The sequence below is a fragment of the Exiguobacterium sp. s138 genome (assembly GCF_018618775.1).
Lineage (GTDB): Bacteria > Bacillota > Bacilli > Exiguobacteriales > Exiguobacteriaceae > Exiguobacterium_A > Exiguobacterium_A artemiae.
This window is the reverse complement of sequence record NZ_JACSMW010000008.1, coordinates 81900-103379: the sequence shown is the minus strand read 5'-3', so window position 1 is coordinate 103379 and position 21480 is coordinate 81900. Positions and strand designations below refer to the sequence as shown.

17 protein-coding genes and 4 riboswitches are annotated in these 21480 nt (G+C 48.3%); of the genes, 3 read left to right on the top strand and 14 right to left on the bottom strand.

Translation table 11 applies throughout. The features are described 5' to 3' along the window. Positions 1-355: 355 nt before the first annotated feature. From KNP91_RS14245 to mtnK, 14 genes are all read right to left on the bottom strand, one after another. On the bottom strand, positions 356-1267 hold the full coding sequence (locus KNP91_RS14245; protein WP_214850671.1) for a proline dehydrogenase family protein: 912 nt from the start codon (positions 1265-1267) through the stop codon (positions 356-358). 91 nt (positions 1268-1358) lie between these two features. Then, positions 1359-2663: an NCS2 family permease gene (locus KNP91_RS14240; RefSeq protein WP_026829315.1), complete on the bottom strand. Its 1305-nt coding sequence runs from the start codon at positions 2661-2663 to the stop codon at positions 1359-1361. A 135-nt stretch (positions 2664-2798) separates the two neighbouring features. Next, a riboswitch (purine riboswitch) is annotated at positions 2799-2900 on the bottom strand. A gap of 120 nt (positions 2901-3020) precedes the next feature. After that, positions 3021-4037, bottom strand: coding sequence for an acyltransferase family protein (locus tag KNP91_RS14235; protein ID WP_214850669.1), 1017 nt, complete (start codon positions 4035-4037; stop codon positions 3021-3023). A gap of 177 nt (positions 4038-4214) precedes the next feature. Next, positions 4215-5189 carry a YsnF/AvaK domain-containing protein gene (locus KNP91_RS14230; protein ID WP_214850666.1) on the bottom strand — a complete coding sequence of 325 codons (975 nt, stop codon included), beginning with the start codon at positions 5187-5189 and terminating at the stop codon, positions 4215-4217. A gap of 311 nt (positions 5190-5500) precedes the next feature. Beyond that, positions 5501-6040 (bottom strand): hypothetical protein, encoded by a 540-nt coding sequence (locus KNP91_RS14225; protein ID WP_214767834.1) that lies wholly within the window; start codon positions 6038-6040, stop codon positions 5501-5503. Between the two features lie 300 nt (positions 6041-6340). Further along, positions 6341-7861, bottom strand: a complete 1521-nt coding sequence (guaA, locus tag KNP91_RS14220; RefSeq protein ID WP_035387773.1) for a glutamine-hydrolyzing GMP synthase — start codon at positions 7859-7861, stop codon at positions 6341-6343. A gap of 129 nt (positions 7862-7990) precedes the next feature. Continuing rightward, positions 7991-8092: riboswitch (purine riboswitch) on the bottom strand. Between the two features lie 37 nt (positions 8093-8129). Next, the gene (locus KNP91_RS14215) at positions 8130-10202 is read right to left on the bottom strand and encodes a transglutaminase TgpA family protein (RefSeq protein ID WP_214850664.1); all 2073 of its coding nucleotides are present in this window, start codon (positions 10200-10202) and stop codon (positions 8130-8132) included. Beyond that, a complete protein-coding gene (locus KNP91_RS14210; RefSeq protein ID WP_214767830.1) occupies positions 10199-11281 on the bottom strand; it encodes a DUF58 domain-containing protein in 1083 nt (360 codons plus the stop codon). Before KNP91_RS14210 ends, KNP91_RS14215 begins: the two co-directional genes overlap by 4 nt. After that, positions 11278-12234, bottom strand: a complete 957-nt coding sequence (locus KNP91_RS14205) for an AAA family ATPase (RefSeq protein ID WP_012369342.1) — start codon at positions 12232-12234, stop codon at positions 11278-11280. The genes KNP91_RS14210 and KNP91_RS14205 overlap by 4 nt, the downstream gene beginning before the upstream one ends. Positions 12235-12599: 365 nt before the next feature. Continuing rightward, positions 12600-13619, bottom strand: a complete 1020-nt coding sequence (locus tag KNP91_RS14200) for an ABC transporter permease (protein ID WP_214767827.1) — start codon at positions 13617-13619, stop codon at positions 12600-12602. Then, positions 13612-15135 (bottom strand): sugar ABC transporter ATP-binding protein, encoded by a 1524-nt coding sequence (locus KNP91_RS14195; protein ID WP_214850662.1) that lies wholly within the window; start codon positions 15133-15135, stop codon positions 13612-13614. The genes KNP91_RS14200 and KNP91_RS14195 overlap by 8 nt, the downstream gene beginning before the upstream one ends. Next, positions 15132-16214, bottom strand: a complete 1083-nt coding sequence (locus KNP91_RS14190) for a sugar ABC transporter substrate-binding protein (RefSeq protein ID WP_214850660.1) — start codon at positions 16212-16214, stop codon at positions 15132-15134. Before KNP91_RS14190 ends, KNP91_RS14195 begins: the two co-directional genes overlap by 4 nt. 19 nt (positions 16215-16233) lie before the next feature. Continuing rightward, positions 16234-17280: an S-methyl-5-thioribose-1-phosphate isomerase gene (gene mtnA, locus KNP91_RS14185; RefSeq protein WP_214850657.1), complete on the bottom strand. Its 1047-nt coding sequence runs from the start codon at positions 17278-17280 to the stop codon at positions 16234-16236. Further along, entirely contained in the window at positions 17277-18446 is a 1170-nt protein-coding gene (mtnK, locus tag KNP91_RS14180; RefSeq protein WP_214767815.1) for an S-methyl-5-thioribose kinase, read from the bottom strand. Before mtnK ends, mtnA begins: the two co-directional genes overlap by 4 nt. Before the next feature lie 78 nt (positions 18447-18524). Next, positions 18525-18627, bottom strand: a riboswitch (SAM riboswitch). Between the two features lie 207 nt (positions 18628-18834). After that, a riboswitch (SAM riboswitch) is annotated at positions 18835-18936 on the top strand. An 80-nt stretch (positions 18937-19016) separates the two neighbouring features. Here mtnK and KNP91_RS14175 point away from each other — a divergent pair. The 3 genes from KNP91_RS14175 to KNP91_RS14165 are packed head-to-tail and all read left to right on the top strand — an operon-like array spanning position 19017 to position 21480. Further along, the gene (locus KNP91_RS14175; protein WP_214850653.1) at positions 19017-20207 is read left to right on the top strand and encodes a 2,3-diketo-5-methylthiopentyl-1-phosphate enolase; all 1191 of its coding nucleotides are present in this window, start codon (positions 19017-19019) and stop codon (positions 20205-20207) included. After that, positions 20204-20863 carry a 2-hydroxy-3-keto-5-methylthiopentenyl-1-phosphate phosphatase gene (locus KNP91_RS14170; protein WP_214850650.1) on the top strand — a complete coding sequence of 220 codons (660 nt, stop codon included), beginning with the start codon at positions 20204-20206 and terminating at the stop codon, positions 20861-20863. Before KNP91_RS14175 ends, KNP91_RS14170 begins: the two co-directional genes overlap by 4 nt. Next, a complete protein-coding gene (locus KNP91_RS14165; protein WP_214850646.1) occupies positions 20860-21480 on the top strand; it encodes a methylthioribulose 1-phosphate dehydratase in 621 nt (206 codons plus the stop codon). The genes KNP91_RS14170 and KNP91_RS14165 overlap by 4 nt, the downstream gene beginning before the upstream one ends.

The window sequence follows — 21480 nt, the reverse complement described above, 5'->3', positions numbered from 1 at the left end:
CTGAGCCAGGATCAAACTCTCCATAAAGTGTTTGACTTGCTCGTTTTTGTGACCGGAGTCACGTTGACGAAGCTTGCGCTTCATTCATTATTTGTATCCGAAGATACGTTTTTTGCCTCATCGTTCAGTTTTCAAAGTTCGTCATTTCTTTCGCGTCGTATTAGCGACTTCAATAGATTAACAGGTTCTTATGATTATGTCAACCATGTTTGAGAAAAAGATTTTTCAGCCCCAACAAACCGTTTATAAAAGGCGTCTCGCTGGAACATTTATTAATATAACAACAAAATTCGACAAACACAAGCATTATTTTAAAAAAACTTTACAAAGGATTTAAAAACCCTTTGTAAAGGATTTAAAGTCTCAACATACTCATCATGGTAAATCCAATGTTAGCCGGTCGTTCCGCCAACCGTTTCATCAGATACGTATACCAGTCGACGCCATGCGGAACATAAATGACGACACGGAATCCTTCTTTCACTAATTCCTGTTGACGCTTCGGCCGCATCCCCTGAAGCATTTGAAACTCAAACTGTTCGGATCCGATGCTATGCTGGTGAACAAAGCGAACGACTTCCCGGATCATATCTTCGTCATGTGTCGCAACTTGCGTATAACAGCCTTGCAAAAGATTTTGTTTGACGAGTTGCAGATATGTTGCATCAACCGTTTCTTTCCGCTCAATATAAATATCTGCCGGGCCTGTATATGCTCCTTTAACGACACGAACTGTCGACTGCAATCGTTCAAGATCAAAGCGCGTCCGATATAGGTTGGCTTGCAAAGCAATCCCGACATTTGAAAAACGACCGTGCAACCGTTCAAAAACTTGAATGATCGTTTCACACACCGCTTCTTCTTCCATATTAACGGTCACACGCATATCGAACAGTTCTGCCGTTTCCAAAATCTTTGTCATCTGCTTCTCCGCGATTTGCGGATTAAGCCGTAATCCGACTGATGTCAGTTTTAAAGAGACTTGGGCATTTAACTTTTCTTCCGCAATGCAGTAGATGACTTTGATGCATTCGTCAGCAATCCCGATTGCATCTTGTTCTGTTTCGATGAATTCACCGAGACAATCAACCGTTACCGCCCGTCCGTCTTTATTTAATTCCCGGACCGTTTGAATCGTTTCTTCCGTTTCCTGCCCTCCGACAAAAAAGGTTCCGCCTAACGGTAGACCGATTTTCCGTGCCGTCTGAATCAATCCATTGTGCTCGGCTAAATATTCAAAAACCGGACCTGTCGGGTTTTTCATCATACGAACACCTCCTCTTAATCCCCTTTCCCTCCTGCATAAAAAAAACGCCTCTCTTCTATATAGAAGAAAGACGTCATGAGCAATCAAAAAATTAATGTAACCAGATGAAGTAAGCCAGGAATCCGAGTGACATGGCGTACATGATCGGATGGACTTCTTTCGCGCGTCCTTTTGCAATCATCGTGATCGGATAGAACAGGAATCCGAAAGCAATCCCGGTTGCGATCGAATACGTCAGCGGCATCATGATGACTGTCAAGAAAGCCGGCACTGCATATTCGAACTTCTTCCAGTCGATCTGGAGAAGTGATGAAGCCATCAACACACCGACGATGATTAACGCTGGCGCCGTGACCGGTGCTGTGATAATCGCGAGCAACGGTGAGAAGAACAAAGCAAGTCCGAAGAATAATCCTGTCACGATCGCCGTCATACCTGAGCGACCACCTGCTGCAACACCGGCACTTGATTCAATGTAAGAGACTGTCGTTGACGTTCCGAGAATCGAACCGGCAACTGTTGCTGTTGAATCCGCAATCAAGGCACGACCGGCACGCGGGACTTTATTTTCTTTAATCAGTCCTGCTTGGTTAGCGACCGCAACTAGTGTTCCTGCTGTATCGAAGAAATCAACGAAGAAGAACGTTAAGATGACGACTGCCATTTGAACCGTAAAGATTTCGTTAAAGTGTAAGAACGCTTGACCGAATGTCGGGGCGATACTTGGCGGAGCTGAGACGATTTCACCGAGACTTGACGGCACCGGAATTAAACCAAAGATCATACCGGCGATTGCTGTGATGATCATTCCGAAGAAGATCGCCCCTTTAATGCCACGTGTCATTAAGATAGCTGAGATGACTAAGCCGAAGACAGCAAGTAATGTTGTCCCCTGACCGAGGTTACCGAGTGAGACGAGTGTCGCTTCGTTGGCGACGACGATGCCACCCGTTTTTAAACCGATGAAAGCAATGAATAAACCGATTCCGGCAGCTACTGCCATTTTAAGAGGTTCAGGAATTGCATTGATGATGGTTTCCCGAATCCCAGACGCTGTTAACACCATGAAAACCAGACCGGATACTAAAACACCGGATAAAGCTGTTTGCCACGGGATACCCATTCCGATAACGACGCTGTAAGCGAAGAACGCGTTTAGTCCCATACCGGGTGCCAGGGCAATCGGATAATTGGCGAGTAAGCCCATCGTGACCGAACCGATGATCGCAACGAGTGCTGTTGCACCGAAGACCGCTCCGGCATCCATTCCCGCTTCTGCGAGTGTGTTCGGATTGACGAACAAGATGTAAGCCATCGCGAAGAACGTCGTCATACCGGCGATGAACTCTGTCCGCATATTCGTACCGAGTCCATTAAAGTCGAAGTAACGCGCAATCGCATTCTCCTTTTGTTTTGGTTGTTGCGGTTTCATCTGTGTGCTCATGGTTGCCCTCTTTCCAAATAAGCCGTCTCAAGAAACGAAAAAAACGGCAGTTACCTAAGCGGTAAAAGCCGTTTCTTTAAGCGCACACCGGAAATCAGTGCACGCCGTAGTAGGAACCTTTAAGGTGTTCCTGTAGAGACTTCCGGGCCATATCCCCAGAATTATACGGCATTATTTTTTGTTTTTTTAGTGGATGATTAAGATAAGAACAGACACATCGTAGCACGCTCTAAATCACCGGTCAACCATAAAAGCGAAATTTAGTCGTTTAAATAAACCGAACGTTCGGTTTTGGAAGCGTTTTTTCGATCAGCTGACATTTCCTAAGTTTTTTTGATTATGCTTGTCGTTCTTAAAAATAATCCGTGATAACTGAAACCGAAGCGGAACTCTCCCTAAGACCACTACAAGCAAGAATGCCAAAAACGGCAGGAGTAATACTCTCTCTACGGTAAGCTCATTAAAATATGCAGCGGCAACAAGTCCTTTGACGATGAATCCATGAAGAATATAGATGGTCAACGTCTTTGTTCCAAGATGAGAAAATAAGAACGGTTTTCGCGGCACTAGTGTGAAGAACGCTACAATCATGACGCACTGCACCATATACAGAACAAGTCGTACGATTGGTCCTGTATCGGTTAATCCAATCTTGGAATACGAATTCGCTCCACTCAGCAAACCAAACTGAAAAAGGTTCGGCCAAATCCACATCATCAGAGCAACGATCATCATGACACTTACAGCTATTTTACGATTCGGGAATGCTTGATAGATTTTCCAACCTTGACTCTTGAAATAATAACCGAGTACAAAAAACGGAAAGAACACCAAAATCCGTGACAAACTGAACATCCAGCCGATCTGTTCGACGTAACCGGCAACTAAAGCAATCAGAACACTGATGACCACGATGTGTCCAACTCCGAGTTTAGTAAATCGCGCCAACTGAAGAACTGCTGGCAGCATTAAACTCCAAGCGAACATCGCAAACAAATACCAATAAATATAAGCCGGTTGGAAGGTCAAAAATTGATATTGATCCATTCCGATTTCCTTCATGACTGCCACAAATATCAGTTGAATGAGTACGAACAGTACGAGGTAATCAAAAAAAAGTTTTAGTCCGGTTCTGACGGTTAATTCCGCCTTTGAAAAATAACCGGAAATGAAGATGAAGGCCGGCATATGAAACACGTAAATAAAATTAAACACACCTTCTAGCATTCGGCTTTTCACAATAAAAAGTTCGATTAAGTGACCCAGAACCACCAAAAAAATCAAGGTCAATTTGGCGTGATCATAAACCGGATTTCGTCCGTTCATCTTCTTCCAACTCCTCTTTCTATCTGTTAATCATCGGACTCTTTTTTACGTTACTAAAATCTACACTTAAACACACGTTTTTTTGAAGAAAAGAAATAAAAACGCGATATATCGTATCGGATCAAAAAAAAGAGAGTAGCTGATGAGCCACTCTCTTTTTAGCAATTAGCTATAGAATTATCTTCTATCTCCTTGATCAAGTCCGTTGTTTCGATCAAGATTGTTATCTCGTTCAAGTCTTTCATCTCCATTATTATCCCGATCAAGATTGTTTGTCGTATTCGTACCATCATCGATGTCTGCCTCTTCATGACGTACTGTTTCCGAGACAGTTTTAGTATCTTGAACTTTCCGTTTACCAACAACAATTTCTTCAGAAACAACATCTTGTTTTGAAACGACAACGCGTTCTTCAGAAAGCGGGACATGAATCGAGTCATTTTCATCTACAAACGCATCTGTTCTTGTTTCACTTTCATTGACAGGACGACGTTCTACATACACTTCTTCACGCTCAATCGGGACTTCAATGGATTGCTGATCTTCGACTACACGTTTGCTGACATTTACTTCTCCAGTCTGTACTCTTTCTTTATCAACATTCAAACGTTCCTCATGCAGGCGAATCCGTTCTTCTTCTGTCCCGACATCTGGTGAAGTAGTAGATGTCCGATCCATTTCTGAAGAATTATTGTAATCTTGATTCCGGTCCACTCCTGAAGTTGCGCCGTATTTTTCATCCTCGTTCACATCCGAAGCAACGCCGTACCCTTGACCGTAACTCTGATTGTGTTTTTCGTAAGAATCCCCATAATCACTGTCTACATATAATACTAATTTGCCGTTTTGTACTTGACGACGGTACTCTTCCGATTCAGTACGATCAAGTCCCATACCACTGAATGCTTCCGTAGAAGAATCTTCAGAGAAGGCGGCCATGAATTTTCCCATGAATCCTTGATGCTGCTCTTCACCCGTAGTATCCACATGGACGTCTGTCTGGTCTTTTAACATAGAAAACGAATCTTTATCTTGTGCGACGACATACATATCGCTTTCATTGTAACCCTGTGCCTTTAATTCATTCACTTTACTTAATACTTCCGCTTGGGTATTAAACACGTCGATAAATGTATTTTCTTTTCTACTCATGACCTTCTCCTCCTTTGGGATAAACAGCGTTTAAAATTCAATGTTAAAATCAAATATCAAACGCTTACAAGTAATTTTAAATGCCAACATTTTGAATTTCCCCTACTTCTTTTTTAATTAAACTTTTTTTTCACATGTTTAATTAAAAGAAAGTCCGCGCTGGTTTAGCAACAGACTTTCTTCTGGCATTCCATGTTTTGCATTAATCAACAAAAAAACTAATATTTCGCCTTAACCCCTCTATACTTCTTCACATTTTTTATACATCAGATCTCATGCAAAAAAATGAGGATTAAAAATCATCTGGAATGTTAGCTAAATATACTTTTAAAGTACTCAGACAGTAGGCCTTCTCCTCTAAATCGATCTTCTAAAACAGGTTTTACCCGCTTTAATTCATTCTTACGTGTTCGACGTGTTCGATAAGTATTCGTGAAAGATCCTAAGTAAGAATATTTATATATAGGTTCCTCAGGATACAATTCATAAGCATGCTTTAACATGGAAATCCCTTTTTCTTCCCACTGTTCATAGTCTCCAAAGTAATAAGGAAACATGGAAATCATATAACCAAAACACCAGAGAAAATCTTCATGCGTTATAAAATGAGCCAAACCGAAATTTGTCACTTCAGTCAACACAGACTCTAATTCATCCGTATCTATATCTGCATCTGTAATCCCAAGCGGCCCTTGTTCGACTACGACATACCAACAAAAAAAGCCAAGTCGTACAGTCGTTTTTAAGTCCGTCGGATTTTGTTGCCATGCTTTTATAAGATATTCTTTTGCTTCATTCCAATTCTCTTGATGCTCTAATCGATCAACTTCAGGCCATGTCCAATCAATCATAGTGGTTCGCCACCTATTCCATTTCATTACTGACTTCATATTATATCAACTGTACGATACACAGCTCGGTGTGTCTTATTTTACTCCTTAGAATTTGTTGGTTCAGTTTGACGTCACTCAACAGTTCCATGATTTTAGTCGCGAAAAAAGCTCCCTTTCATTCACAAATCATGTGAACAAAAGAGAGCTTCATTTTGAAATACAATTGTTGAAGGTGAAACGGATTTCCTTTCACCTGTGTCCTTTAACACGTTGGTAGGACAGGCTTCATGAGACAAATCCCCTCAGTAAGTCTAGTTCTTACTCCCACTCAATCGTTGAAGGTGGTTTCGACGTCACATCGTACAGGACGCGGTTGACGTTCTGAACTTCGTTGACGATCCGGACAGAAATCTTCTCGAGCACGTCCCACGGGATGCGTGCCCAGTCCGATGTCATCCCGTCGATTGATGTAACGGCACGGATTCCGACGGCATAGTCGTATGTCCGCTCGTCACCCATGACACCAACTGAACGAAGCGGCGGCAAGACTGTGAAGTACTGCCAGATTTCGCGTTCAAGACCGGCTTTTTTGATTTCATCACGGAGGATGAAATCGGATTCGCGGACGATTTCAAGTTTCTCGTCTGTGATTTCACCGAGGACACGGATCCCGAGACCTGGTCCCGGGAACGGCTGACGCCAGACGATTTCGTCCGACAAACCGAGTTCTTTTCCGAGTTCGCGGACTTCGTCCTTGAACAGCGTGTTGATCGGTTCGATCAACTTGAACTGCATGTCTTCCGGCAATCCACCAACGTTGTGGTGTGATTTAATCGTTTGGGCCGTATCTGTTCCGCTTTCGATGATATCCGTATAAAGCGTTCCTTGAGCCAGGAAGTCCATATCCGTCAGCTTCGACGCTTCTTCGTCGAATACATAAACGAATTCGTTCCCGATGATTTTTCGTTTTTCTTCCGGATCCGAAACGCCTTTTAACTTGTTGAGGAAGCGGTCCTGCGCGTCAATCTTGATGACGTTCATGTGGAAGTGATCCGCAAATGTTTTCATGACACTTTCGGCTTCCCCTTTACGCAAGAGACCGTGGTCGACGAACATACATGTCAACTGGTCACCGATTGCTGCGTGAATGAGTGCCGCGACGACAGATGAATCAACACCGCCTGAAAGGGCGCAAAGGACCTTTTTATCGCCGACTTCTTCTTTAATTTTTGCGATTTCGATTTCGATGAAGTTTTCCATCGACCAGTCGCCCGTACACTGACAGACTTCGAAGAGGAAGTTTTTCAAGAGTTCTTTACCGAACATCGTATGGTTGACTTCCGGATGATACTGGACGCCGTACATCTTTAGCTCTTCGTTTTTGATTGAAGCAATTGGGCACGAGACATTTGTTCCATCGACGACGAAACCGTTTGGTACCGATGTGACGAGGTCACTGTGGCTCATCCAAACCGTCTGTTCGAGCGGGAGGTTCGCATACATCGGCGATGGATCGTTGAGTGTCAACGTCGCTTTTCCGTACTCGCGGTGTCCGGCGCGTTCAACCGTTCCACCAAAGTGTTGCGACATCAATTGCATACCGTAACAAATTCCGAAAATCGGAATGCCGAGGTCAAAGATTTCTGGATCACAGCGGTACGCGTCTTCTGCGTAGACACTCCGTGGTCCCCCGGAGAAGATGATACCGGCTGGTGCGATGTCTTTTACTTCCGCTGCAGTGATCTTATGCGAATGCAGTTCACTGTAAACTCCGAGATCACGAATGCGGCGTGTGATCAATTGATTGTACTGACCTCCAAAGTCGAGGACGAGGATCATTTCTTGGTCCAAATGTGCTTCCAAATCTATTCCCGCCTTTCCAATTTCATGCGTACCCCGATGAAAAAAGCCCACTCTTCCCCCATAGATAAATGGAAAAAGAGCAGGCCGCTTCACAAAAAAGTGTATACGAAGGGTCTGCTCCTTCATAGTCAGGTCGTTTAAGGTGACCCGGTAGAGACTCTCACGCCATATTCGCGAGTATATACAAAGGAGATGCATGTATGATTTACGTTGTTCCCATTGTAACTGTATCAATTCGAAAATATCAACCCTCTATACGTCGAATGATATTTTCGAAATATTCACGTTTTTTATCAACCGATAACGATTCGCCTCCGTAGACCATCCGTTCATAGGCATCCGTCAACGGACGCATCGCATACGTTTCGTAATATCCGTCAACCTCATGCGCAAGTTCCGTCAGTGTCCGGCCGTCCTTGTAGTGGAAGCCTTGTTTGTCGAGACGGCGCAATAAGAAACGGTACATCCGCTTGAATCCTTCCGGACGATGAAGCTGGTTGCGGAAAAATAAAATCGCCGCGGTCCGGGTCAACGGTTTCCGGAACAGATACAAGAATACCAGTCCGACGATTACACCGACAACCGGCCAAATCGGAAACGATTGTTGTTCGGTCTGCGCTGCTGTCGTCGTTTGTTCTTCATCCAGCAGATTCTCCTGCGGACGTTCCGGTGTTGCGGTTTCCGTATCGGTCTCCGTATCGCGTTGCGGATTCGCTTGTTCGGTCTCATTATTCGTTTCCTGATCAATCGTATATTGTCCGGCTCCGTCAAAACTGACGGTCGGTTCGAGCGGTACCCAACCCGGTCCTTCGATATAGACTTCGACCCACGAGTGGGCATTTTTATTGCGGACCGTATAACTCGTCACGGCTGCCCCGATGACATCCGATTCGCCGCCCGTAAATCCTTTTACCCAGCGGGCCGGCAAACCGACAGCGCGTAATAACACGGTCGCGGACGTCGAAAAATTATCACAGTAGCCGAGTTTCGTCTCAAATAAAAATTGATCGACATAATCCTGATTTTCTTCCGGTACGGCGACTTCTTCCGTATTGTATTCGAAGTTTTCCTGCTCAAAATAACTTTCGATCGCCTTCGCTTTGTCCCACGGACTGTCTTCGTCCGCGACGATCTCTTCCGCGAGATCTCGGACACGATTCGGTAACGTATCCGGTAACTGTAAATACCGGTCCTGCTCCATCTCCGACAATGTAATCGGCTCATCCGTCTGGAGCAATTCTTCCGTAAACAACGGATACGTGTATTGAATCTGATAATTTTGCTGGCGTTCCGCATCATCAAGGTACGAGACCTTTTGATTTTCCGGATCAATCAACAGATTTTGCCGTTGCTTATCTACACTCAAACGGACATTGTCCCCGTTATACGGGACAAACGGCAGCTCCCGTGACAGTTCAAATGTCGCCCGTTCTTCCCGTGTCTTGACATCATCTCCGAAGTGCGAGAAAAATCCCCGCGCATCGACTTCCGGTTCCGATTTCGACAGGACCCAGCCTTTGCCGGTATAGACGTCTTTTGTCTCGACACGCCAGTAACGGCTGCCTTCACTTTCGACCTGAAAGACTTCCCGGTCGTCCATCTGGAACGGACCGCCCAACTGTTCGTCGTTGTTGCCGTATCCGACTTTTTGAATCTGGCTCGACGACGTGCCCTCACTCTCAAAACCGTCAGTCCAGTCATACCAGCTGTCTTGCCATGTTGCATTGATGACGGGACTCTGAACTGCGGCAACCACCGTCGCTCCGATGATCAGCAAGGCGCTGAACGGACGGACATAAGACGCCATCGGCCGTTCACTGACTTCTGTCGCATATAACAAAAACAGAGCCAGCACAATCGGATAGATGATGAACTGTTCACCGGAGTAATCCGTCCACGTGTCGCAATAGGCAATAAAACCGATGACGCCAAGTGCCAGTCCGAAGACGAATCCGCGGTTCGGAAACGTCCGCCGCGCCAGATAGCCGATCAGGAAACTGATCAGTCCGATCGAGAACGCAAAAGCCGGACGTCCCGGTAATTCACCGTTGATGACACGGTTGATGTCGCCGGTAATTTCACGGAACAGGTTCCACGGTGCTTCGCCGGGAATCAAAATCAAGTAGAACGAAACGAGCAATGCCAGTAAACTGCCGAGTAAAAACCAACTGCGTCGGACATGCGACAGCAAAAGTGGTGTCAACAGAAGCGGCAGAAACGGAATGACACTCTCAAACGTCGTCAGCTCAAGCAGCGGCGGCATGAAACTCGCGAACAGCAGTCCGGCGAGCAGATTCCAAATCAGTCGTCGCATCATCCGGTCGTCCTCCTCTCTGGTGTATAGACATGAACGCTTGCTTCCTGCCGGATTTTCGAAATCCACATTTCATTGTTGGATTCAAGGTCCGGTGTGATGAACAGGACATTTCCGCTCAGTCGTAACGCTTTGGAAGAGTATTCCCAGGATTCAATGAACGACCGGGTCCGGCTCGGTTGCGCCGTCATCAGGTAATGCGTCAGTTTTGCGCCTTCAAGCGGCAACGACAACGACTGCACACCATGTCCGACGAGATGAATCCGGTAATTCAGATGACGTTTATTCAATTGATCCGTTGCGGCAGCCAGCATGGAAATACTTTTTTCAAAGTTTTCATCGCTGACGGTTCCTTCGTCAAAGACGATCGTCGTCTCGCGTTCCTGTTCCCGCTCAAACGTTTTCGTCATCAATCCTTGGCGTTTCGCGGTCGATTTCCAGTCAATCTGATTCATCCGGTCTCCGCTGACGTACTCACGGACACCAACGACCGTAAAGGAGGATTGCCGGAGATCCAGGGAGACGGGTGAAATCCCGCCGTCGCCGCGATCATCCTCATGCGGCAGTTGAACCGCTAACCGAGCCGGTTCGACGGCCAGATACGTTTCGACCGGATAGAGTTTTTTCCGCATGAACAAGCCGAACGGATCACGGATTTCGAGCACACAGCCGGGAATTTGATACAGTCCCCGGCGGATGGAAGGAATCAGATAATCGATGTGCTCGACTTTCCGGTAATGTGCCCGGAGCGGATGCCGGATATCGAGCGGTTCTTCACTGAGTGTGTCCGGTACGGCTTCCGTGACATCGACGGCACCGATGAGAAACGGATATTTCCGCCGGACTCGAAGTGAAACCGGAAGATCGGTTCCGGCAATCAACATCTTATTTGAAACTTCCCGCGTCGCGATTGCTTGTGTGACCGGCCAGATCAAAAACAGCGTCCAGTAGACGGTTAACCCTGCCATGATATAAACCAACAGTGAAGCGACGTTTCCGCCGTCAATCCGGGCATAGATCCACAGAGCTGTGACTGTAATCAGCAAGACGGCGTAACGCCAACCGATTTGCCATTTTGTCATAAGGACTCCACGTCTTGCTGGATCGGCACGGCGACTTCTTTTTTCACTTGTTCCAGAATTCGTTCTGCCGTCTGCCCATGATAGCGGGCATCCGCCGTTAAGATCAAACGGTGCGAGAGTACGGGAGTCAGCAGTTCCTTGACGTCATCCGGTAAGACGAAGGACCGTCCTTCCATATACGCCCACGCTTGTGCCACTTTCATCAGGGCAATCGAAGATCGTGGACTGGCTCCGAGATAAAGCGAGGCATGGGTCCGGGTCGCCTGAACCAAATGAACGATATATTTTTTGACCGGTTGCGAGACATGCACAGCCTTGACGTCTTCTTTCATCCGTAACAATTCGTCGCGTGTGATGACGGACTCCAGCGTCTCGATCGGTTCATCCCGCTCGAACCGTGTCAGCAGCTTCATCTCCTGTTGAAAATCGGGATACCCCATCTTGACCTTAATTAAAAACCGGTCGAGTTGGGCTTCCGGAAGCGGATAGGTCCCCTCGTGTTCAATCGGATTTTGGGTCGCCATGACAAAAAAGGGATTAGGAAGCGTGTGAATTTCTCCATCCACCGTTACGTTCGCTTCCGCCATCCCTTCGAGTAAGGCTGATTGTGTTTTCGGTGAGGTCCGGTTGATTTCATCTGCCAGGACAATGTTTCCCATCAAAGGACCCGGGCGATACTCAAATTGACTCGTCTTCTGGTTGTACATCGAAACCCCCGTCAAATCGGACGGCAGCAGATCAGGTGTGAATTGGACACGCTTAAATGTCAAACCGATCGAACGGCTGAATGCACGAACGAGCATCGTTTTCCCGACACCCGGTACGTCTTCCAGTAAGACGTGACCTCCGGCAAGTAACGCGGCTAAAGATTGTGTAATGACATTCTCTTTTCCGATAATGACTTTTTCTACGTTGTCGATGATCGCTTGAATCTCCTTCGTATATGTTCGCATTGTCTGGCCCCTTGCTGTTTAGTAGTTGAATTTTCTGACTTTTTATATCATCTCATATTTTTCAATGCTTTTAAAGGCATGGGGGTAGCTGAATACGCACAAAAGGGGGCGCCGCTGTTCGCGACTCCCCCTTCCTGCTTTCAGGAACGATCACATATCGTAAACCGTTCTTGAGCCGTGCAATCTGCACGTAAAACACGAATCACTTCGTGTCTATTGTCATGTTGCGTCCGTCAAGTCCGGTGATCCTCTTCTTCTCGAAGCGACATGCGATCGTTCCCTATACATTGATAATCATTCATGTGCATCACCATCCTTTCATATACTGAATATTACCGATTCTATTAGAACTTAAACCACTTTTTTTAATTTTTTTTGAAACGGTAATAGGTCGACGCTAAAGCAATCGCCAGGACGGCGCCTTTGATGATGTTTAGGGAATAATATGGTACCGATAACATGACGAGTCCATTCTCGAGAATTCCGACGAGACAGGCACCGACGAGTGTGCCGAGCGCATTCGGTTTCCCTTGGCCGGCAAATGAGGAACCGATGAAGGCTGCTGCGACAGCCGGCATCAAATAACCCGATCCGGCGTTAATTTGGGAAGAACCGACTTGTGACGCCAGTAAAATACCGCCAACGGCCGCCAGTAATCCGGCAATCAGATACGCGACTGCGCGATACCGGTTCACCCGGATTCCCGTCAGATGCGCTGCTTCCGGATTTCCACCGATGATATACAAAAAACGTCCGTGCCGTGTGTGGTTCAAAAAGACATGTGTCACCGCTACGACGACAAGCATTATGAGGATGATCCAAGGCGCCTGACTGATTTTTAAGAACGATTCCGGGATCAGTCCGACCGTTGGTGTCCCATCAAGACGTGGCATCCCGGCACTGATCGAGCCGCCGCCGGTATACGTCATCGCGACACCTTCAAAAATGAACATCGTCGCAAGCGTTGCGAACAAATCCGGAATCTTGAACTTCACGATTAACAGAATGTTGACGAGTGCGACCGCCAAGGCAATCACGAGAGCCAGACCAATCGATACGCCGAGCGGCAGACTGTACCAGACAAAAAACGAGACGACTAGTGAACTGGCAAACGTCGCGGTCGAACCGACGGATAAGTCAAACCCGTTGACTGTCAACGAAACCGTCAAGCCGATGGCGATGATCGTCACAATTGAAATGCTTCGTAAAATATTGACTAGATTCGTCCCCTGTAAAAAGTTCGGTGCCGTCATGGAAAAAAACAGGATCAGTGCAAGAATCGCGAGGACGATGCCCCAGTCATTCAAGAAACGCAGCACCGGTTTTCCCGCTGCTGTTCGCGGCGCTTCCGGCTGTGCAGCCGGTTCGTGCAATACATCATTCATGTTGTTGTCCTCCTGTTGCATACCACAATAATTGTTCTTCGGTTGTTTCCGAAGTGGTCGCCTCGAATACGATCTGTCCGTCATACATGACATAAATCCGGTCGGTCACTGCCAGCAGTTCATCCAGTTCACTCGAGGCATAGATGACGGCTTTCCGTTCTGCTGCCAGTTGATCAATCACTTGGAAAATTTCCGCTTTCGCCCCGACATCGACCCCTTTTGTCGGTTCATCCAATACGAGGACGGAAGCGTCGGCCAGCAACCATTTCCCGATGGCAACTTTTTGCTGGTTACCACCGGACAACTCAGCGGCACGTTGTCGGGTATCACTGACTTTAATCGACAGTTGCTGTACGATCCGGTTTGCCGCTGCCCGTTCTTTTTTCTTCTCTACAAACCCGAATCGGTTGACGAATTGTTTGAGGCTGGCCGCCGTCATATTTTGTTCAATTGGATCCGCGACCAAAATTCCTTCTTTCCGTCGTTCTTCCGGCACGAGTCCGATGCCCAGCCGGACCGCATCATACGCCGAACGGATACGCCGTGTTTCTCCCGCAAGACGCATCAATCCCGAAGTGACCGGAATCGATCCGAAAATCGTTTTACACAGTTCTGTTTTTCCGGCACCGACCAATCCGGCAATCCCGATTACTTCTCCAGCACGGACCGTTAACGAGATCTCGTCCAGTTGTCCCGCGACCGTGATACGGTCAAGCTCAAGTGAGGGGGCACCAGCCGGACGCGCCTCGCGGCTGCTTTTTTGCAAACGCCGGCCCAGCATCTGTTCGACGACCGTTTCTTTCGTTTGTCCGGCAAGAAGTTGCCGCGATACCAGCTTGCCGTCGCGCATGACGGAAATCGATTCACAAATCTCAAACAACTCCTGCAGACGGTGAGAAATGAAGATGACACCCAGATGTTCCTTCTCCGCCAACTCGCGAATGATCCGAAACAGTTGTTCCGTTTCCCGGCCGCTGAGTGGAGCGGATGGTTCATCCAAAATCAAAAACCGGCTTTCCTGCACGAGGGCACGGGCAATCAGGACGAGTTGTTTCTCGGCCAACCGTAACTCACTGACCCGTTGGCGGACATCAATCGATGCTTTCAATTTTTGTAAAGCACGCTCGGCGATTTCTTCATACCGCCGGCGTCGGATGACTCCTTTCAACTGTCCGCTCGCCAGCATATCGAGACAGATGTTTTCGGCGACGGTCAAATAATCGACCAGTGCCGTATCGACTTCCTGATAGACGATTTCAATCCCGGCCCGTTTCGCGGCATTTGGTGAATCAATCGCAAGCGGTACACCGTCGAACAAAATCGTTCCTTCGTATGACGCATAGGCGCCGGCCAAGACTTTCATCAGCGTTGATTTACCGGCTCCGTTCGCTCCGACAAGCGCGTGGATTTCCCCGCGTTTCACGGAAAAGTGAACGTCATCCAGCGCCTTGACACCGGGGAATTCCATTGAAATCCCCCGCATTTCCAGTCGTTGTTCGTTCACCGGAGGCGTCATTTCCCGTCATTCGCTTTCCGCAACTGATCCATCCAAGGCTCATTGAATTTTTCGGATGTACTCCAGCCTTTGATGATGGTATCGAGATTGTACATCGTCGTATCCGCCTTGAGTGCTTTTTGTTCGACCAGTTTGGCATCGAGATCAAAACTATCCGGTGTTTTTTCGCCGGCCAGCTTTTTCGCAAGCAGGCGCATATCCGTCTGCCCGATCAAATGCGGATCAACGGCACTCGTTGAGACCCAGTTACTGCCCTTTTCACGCATCAGATTGATGTCCTGATTCGAGACATCGATCGAAATCAGCGGAATTTCCTGACGCTTGTTGTCTTTTAAAGACTTATAAGCTCCTTTGGCGACTTCATCCCAGGCGCCCCAGACGGCATCGATGCTGCCCTTCGGGTACTTGGCGAGAATCGCGTTCATCTTCGTCGCAATATCCCCTTGGACATCCTGGAAGTTCGTGGGTCCGACGGTTTCAAGCGTCTTGATTTTGCCGTCCGCTTCATACGTTTTGTAGATTTCCTGACGGCGGTCAAGCGGGGCAAATCCCGGACCAAACCATAGTTTGATGACACGGACCGGCTTGTCGTCCTTCACTTTCGTCACTTCATCGAGCGACAGCTGGGCCAGTTTATGGTCATCCTGGAATGTCTCTGTGATACCTTTTAATGTCTGGTCTTTTTTCTTCGTCACCGTATCAAATGTCACGACTTTGATGCCTTTGTCGATGGCCGGTTTGATCATGTCATAGGCATAATCCTCTTTGCCGTGCGAGATGATCAATCCGTCATAATCCTGCTGAACGGCTTGGGCGACCAACTCCTTGAACTTGACGTCATTCCCTTCCGAGATAAACGTGTTGACTTGAAAACCAAGTGCTTCCCCTTCCGAGCGGGCGCCGTCCAAAAACTGTTTTGTATGGTCGTCGGAAGCAAGGTTACGGATAACGGCAATCTTGACATCACCCTGAACCCCTTCCGGTACACCGCTGATTTTTTTCATCGGTGTTGCTTCACTGTTCGCGCAAGCAGCCAGTAAGACCGCTGGTGCCAGTACAGCCAATGCTAATTTTTTCATCTCGATCTCCCCTGTCTGTTTAGTTTGTTTGCTGTCCAACCATTTGTTCAATCGTTTCTACGGAAGGATGCTCGATGACTCCGAGTTCCGTAATGATCGCCGTGATCAATTCATGCGGTGTCACATCAAATGCCGGATTAAAGACTGCTACGCCGGCCGGTGCCGTCGCTTTTCCGGCAAGTTGTGTCACTTCACGTGCATCGCGTTCTTCAATCTCGATCTCGTCTCCTGACAGGCTCGTAAAATCGAACGTCGAGAGCGGTGCGGCAACGTAAAACGGAATGCCAAACGCACGGGCCAGCAAGGCCAGCTGAAACGTTCCGATCTTATTGGCGGTATCGCCGTTCCGGGTAATCCGGTCCGCTCCGACGATGATTGCCGTGATCTTTTTTTCTTTGATCGTATGCGCGACCATATTGTCCGTGATCAAGGTGACGTCAATCCCTGCCCGTTGCAACTCCCATGTCGTCAAACGTGCACCCTGCAACAAAGGCCGCGTTTCCGAAGCATAAACCGCGAGCGGAATCCCCTGTTCTTTCGCAAGATAAAACGGAGCGAGCGCCGTTCCGTAAGCTGCTGTCGCAATTGATCCGGCATTACAAATCGTCAGTACCCGATCACCGGACTCGAACAATTCCAGTGCATGAACCCCGATTTGACGTGATGTCTTGGCATCCGTCGTATAAAGTTCCAATGCCTTTTGTTCGAGACGTATCGGCAGTTCTTTTAGCGTCGTAGCTGAAACGATCAGCTGATTCAGCTCATCAAGGACATTTCGTAGATTGACCGCCGTCGGACGGGTCGCAAGTAATTGTGCCGACACCGTCAACAGCCCCTGTTTTGCTTCAGTCAGCGTCCCTGTCGTCCGAAACGCTTCCTGAACGAGGACGAATCCGCCGAACAGACTGATGGCCGGTGCGCCGCGGACCCGTAATTGTTTGATGGCGTCAATCGCCTGCGCCAAGTCATGAATGATTTCATAATGTTCTTCTTCCGGAAGACGGGTCTGATCCAAAATCGTCACCGTCCGGTTTTCATAGATGATGCTCTGAACGAATCGGCTCATCGGCTGAGTTCCTCCGTCAAATCGAAGTTTCGTAAATCAGTGAACGTCTTGCATTCGGTCCGGCGTTTGATCAGTGCCACTCCAAGACGTAACGCATGCCGTTTCCGCTCGAGTCGCTCTGTTTCATCAGTGATGCTCTCAAGGTCGGCGACCGGTGCGAGTCCGATCGTCCGTCGGATCAATTCACAACCGGCAAAGCCAAGTGCGTCCTGTAAAATCGTGCTGAGGACATCGTCAACAAGCCCGTCCGCTGAACGGAACGGTTCGGCGGCTTCCCGTTCCCATAACGCTTTGAACGTCGAAGCAAAGGTCAGCCAAAACGTGTCGATATCCTTGACCCGTGCTTCCCGCAACTCGGCATAGTTCGGATACGCGGCAAAGCAGAGATGCGCGATGAATTGTCCGACATCAAAACCGAACGGTCCGTAAAAGGCGAACTCGGGATCGATGACTTTTGTTTCATCGGCTGAAGCAAAAATACTTCCGGTATGTAAGTCCCCGTGCAATAACGCATCGCCCTTCGTGATGAACAATGCTTCAAGCTTCGCGACTTCCCGTTTCAGCTCCGCGTCGTTCCAAATCCGGGCGACCTCCGCTTCGAGTCCTGCTTCAATCGCATTCGTTTCCGCGTCATAAAACGGATCCGTAAAGATTAATTTTTCCGTGATATCACAGAGATCCGGATTATAGTAGTTACGCGCCACTTGTTTTTTTGCGACCGGTCCAAGTGCAAAATCCGATGTATAAAACAGCGTCCGCGCCAAATACGAACCGATGTGTTCCGCGAGCAACGGATACTCCTCCCCTTCAAGCAGTCCGCCCCGGACGATTGTCAGGTGCGACAAATCTTCCATCACTGTGAATGCTTCTTCTTTGCTCGCATGGTAGACATGCGGGACGAACGGAACGGCGACTTTCGCGAATTCTTTTAGGGCCGATTGTTCAATCCAGGCCCGTTCGAGCGACAGCGGCCAGCTTTCGCCGACGACTTTCGCATATGGTAACGCCTGCTTTAAAATCAGTCGTTTTTCTCCTGCCTGAATCCGGAAAACGAGATTTAAATTCCCGTCGCCGATTTCTTCTGCCGTCACCGGTTCATTGCCGATCAAACCAATTGTCCGGACCCGTTCAATCGCGTCCTGTACTGTAAATGCTTGATACCCCATTCTGTTTTCCTCCTTGGTGATCACACGAAAAAACGCCTCTTTTCGTCAAAGAAAAGAGGCGCGGCAGAATATTCCGTCCTCTTATCTCTCAGACGAATGTCTGTTGGATGTAGCACCGTGCCGGATGGTCGGTTGCTGCGGCGTCTTCGGGCCAATTCCCTCTGCCAACTCACGATAAGAGTCATATGTAGTTGTCGTGTGATTGATGTTGATTTGAATACTACGTGCGTTGCTAGCCGTCTGTCAATTCCATTTTTTAGTGAAGTGGCTTCAAAAACGGAACCGTCTATAGAAGAAGTATTTTCAAAAAAATAAATTTTCAAAATATAGTTTGACAAGTGACGAATCTCATGTAAAAATTGCAATTAGATTTCACAATTTCATCCAATTCTTATCAAGAGCAGACGGAGGGACGAGCCCTACGATGTCGCAGCAACCGACCACTTGGCACGGTGCTAATTCTTGCAGCTATTACGCTGACAGATAAGAGTCCACGCGCAATTTTTCATGGTCTCTTGTCATTGACGAGGGACCATTTTTGTATTCTTCAACAAGGGAGAGACAGTCGATATGACGTATATTACCGCAACCTACCAACTCGGAACGACGGATCAGTTACCAAAACGGGCAGAACAAATCGCGCTCGGTTTGACCGTTGGTTCGTGGACCGATTTAAATCATTTGGAACAACAGCAGCTTGAATCGTTCAAAGGACAAGTTGTTCATACCGAAGAACATGACGGCAAAGGCTACATCACGATCCGTTATCCGGAACACAACGTCTCACGCGACTTTTCCGCCATCTTAACGACGGTCTTCGGCAAACTGTCGCTCGACGGACAAATCAAATTAACAGATTTACAGCTTCCGGCTTCATTCACCACTGACTTCCCCGGCGCCAAATTCGGCATCGAGGGCGTCCGTCAATTGATTCAAGTCCACGACCGTCCTCTGTTGATGAGCATCTTTAAAGGCGTCATCGGTCGGGACCTCACCTTTTTGCGGGAACAACTCGAAGCGCAGCTCGCGGGCGGCATCGATCTCGTCAAAGATGATGAGATTCTATACGACAATCCGTTGACACCGGCACTTGACCGGGCACGGATCGGACGTGAAGTCCTGAATGCCCATTACGAAAAAACCGGCAAACGGGCGCTTTACGCGATTACGTTGAGTGGTCCCGTCTTCGGCTTAAAGGATCAGGCGAAACGTTTGATCGAAGCCGGTGCGACCGCTTTCCTGCTCAATACGTTTACATATGGACTCGATGTCCTGCGCGAATTGGCGGCTGATCCGGACATTTCCGTTCCGATCTTTAATCATCCGGCCTTAAGCGGAGCCTTAATCGCAAGCCCCGAATACGGCATTGCAGCCCCTGTTTTACTAGGGACTTTACCGCGGCTGGCCGGTGCCGATTTGACGTTATTCCCGTCGCCGTACGGAAACGTCGCCCTCGCCAAAGACTTGGCGCGCGGAATTGCTGTCGAAGCGACACGGATCGGAGAAACGAAGACGATTCTTCCGGTTCCCTCGGCAGGTATTCATCCCGGTCTCGTCGCTCAGCTCGTTCGGGATTTCGGGACTGATTCCGTCATCAATGCCGGCGGCGGCGTTCACGGTCATCCGCAGGGCGCTGCGGCCGGTGTCCTCGCTTTCCGCCAAGCCCTCGACGCAGCACTTGCCGGTGAATCGTTGACGAGTGCCGCCACGCGGCAGGAAGAACTTCGGGTCGCTCTCGACGCCTGGGGGATTACGAAATGACGATCCGGATATTATGTGACTTTGACGGGACCGTGACGGAACACGATAATATCATCGCCTTGATGAAGGAATTTGCCCCGCCGGCAGCGTTTGAACCGTTGAAAGAAGGTGTGCTCGACCGCTCGCTGTCGATTCAATCCGGGGTCGGACAGATGTTCCGGTTGCTCCCATCAGATCGAAAACAAGATTATGTTGATTTTTTGATTGATCGGGCTGTCATCCGTCCCGGCTTTGAGACCTTACTCGCTTTTGCTAAATTGAACGGAATCGACTTTGCCATCGTCAGCGGCGGGATCGACTTTTTTGTCGAACCGATTCTTGCCGATTTACTGACAGATGAAGCGATTTACTGTAACGGCAGTGACTTCAGTGAGGAGATAGTGCAGATTGAATGGCCACACGCCTGTGATGCGGCCTGTACGAATCAATGCGGCTGTTGTAAAACGTCAATCGCCCGGAAGCTGAAGCAGGACGGTGACACGATCATCGCGATTGGTGACTCCGTGACGGATTTTGAACTGGCGAAACAGGCTGATCATGTCTACGCCCGTGATTATCTGATTACGCTGTGCGAACAGCACGGTATTCCGTACACGCCGTTTGAAACGTTTTACGACATTGTGGATCATCTGCAGACAACGGGGGTGCATGCATGACATTTTTGAAACGATACGAAGAACTCCGCGCGATCAAGCAGGAGTTCGCTGCACGCGACTGGTTTCCCGGTACGAGCGGTAACCTCGCCATTCGGACGAACAGCAGTCCGACGGAATTTCTTGTGACGGCAAGCGGCAAAGATAAACGCCAGGACACGCCGGACGATTTCGTCCATGTCGACGCGACCGGTCAATTGATCGGCGAACAAAATGGACGTCCGTCTGCTGAGACCTTACTTCATGTCGAAGTGTTTAACCGGACATCGGCCGGCTGCTCGCTTCACGTCCATACGGTCGACAACAATGTCATTTCGGAACTCTACGGAGACCGTGGGGAAATCCGATTTACCGGTCAGGAAATCATCAAGGCACTCGGCCGTTGGGAAGAAGATGCGGAAGTCGTCGTGCCGATTATCCCGAACCATGCGGATATCCCCACTCTTGCTGCAGTGTTTGCCAACCATGTAAAAACGCAAAGCGGCGCCGTTTTGATTCGCAATCACGGCATCACGGTCTGGGCACCGACTGCTTTTGAAGCCAAAAAACAGTTGGAAGCCTTTGAATTTTTGTTCAGCTACACTTTAAAACTGCAAACGTGCCGACAGGCGATTTATTAA

What these genes read in the sequence shown, in the direction of transcription:
- KNP91_RS14230 (WP_214850666.1), bottom strand. Translation starts at nt 5,189, where the DNA reads ATGAGTAGAAAAGAAAATACATTTATCGACGTGTTTAATACCCAAGCG.
- guaA (WP_035387773.1), bottom strand. Translation starts at nt 7,861, where the DNA reads ATGATCCTCGTCCTCGACTTTGGAGGTCAGTACAATCAATTGATCACA.
- KNP91_RS14165 (WP_214850646.1), top strand. Translation starts at nt 20,860, where the DNA reads ATGACATTTTTGAAACGATACGAAGAACTCCGCGCGATCAAGCAGGAG.
- KNP91_RS14190 (WP_214850660.1), bottom strand. Translation starts at nt 16,214, where the DNA reads ATGAAAAAATTAGCATTGGCTGTACTGGCACCAGCGGTCTTACTGGCT.
- KNP91_RS14200 (WP_214767827.1), bottom strand. Translation starts at nt 13,619, where the DNA reads ATGAATGATGTATTGCACGAACCGGCTGCACAGCCGGAAGCGCCGCGA.
- mtnA (WP_214850657.1), bottom strand. Translation starts at nt 17,280, where the DNA reads ATGAGCCGATTCGTTCAGAGCATCATCTATGAAAACCGGACGGTGACG.
- KNP91_RS14175 (WP_214850653.1), top strand. Translation starts at nt 19,017, where the DNA reads ATGACGTATATTACCGCAACCTACCAACTCGGAACGACGGATCAGTTA.
- KNP91_RS14205 (WP_012369342.1), bottom strand. Translation starts at nt 12,234, where the DNA reads ATGCGAACATATACGAAGGAGATTCAAGCGATCATCGACAACGTAGAA.
- KNP91_RS14235 (WP_214850669.1), bottom strand. Translation starts at nt 4,037, where the DNA reads ATGAACGGACGAAATCCGGTTTATGATCACGCCAAATTGACCTTGATT.
- KNP91_RS14210 (WP_214767830.1), bottom strand. Translation starts at nt 11,281, where the DNA reads ATGACAAAATGGCAAATCGGTTGGCGTTACGCCGTCTTGCTGATTACA.
- KNP91_RS14195 (WP_214850662.1), bottom strand. Translation starts at nt 15,135, where the DNA reads ATGACGCCTCCGGTGAACGAACAACGACTGGAAATGCGGGGGATTTCA.
- mtnK (WP_214767815.1), bottom strand. Translation starts at nt 18,446, where the DNA reads ATGGGGTATCAAGCATTTACAGTACAGGACGCGATTGAACGGGTCCGG.
- KNP91_RS14215 (WP_214850664.1), bottom strand. Translation starts at nt 10,202, where the DNA reads ATGATGCGACGACTGATTTGGAATCTGCTCGCCGGACTGCTGTTCGCG.
- KNP91_RS14170 (WP_214850650.1), top strand. Translation starts at nt 20,204, where the DNA reads ATGACGATCCGGATATTATGTGACTTTGACGGGACCGTGACGGAACAC.
- KNP91_RS14225 (WP_214767834.1), bottom strand. Translation starts at nt 6,040, where the DNA reads ATGATTGATTGGACATGGCCTGAAGTTGATCGATTAGAGCATCAAGAG.
- KNP91_RS14245 (WP_214850671.1), bottom strand. Translation starts at nt 1,267, where the DNA reads ATGATGAAAAACCCGACAGGTCCGGTTTTTGAATATTTAGCCGAGCAC.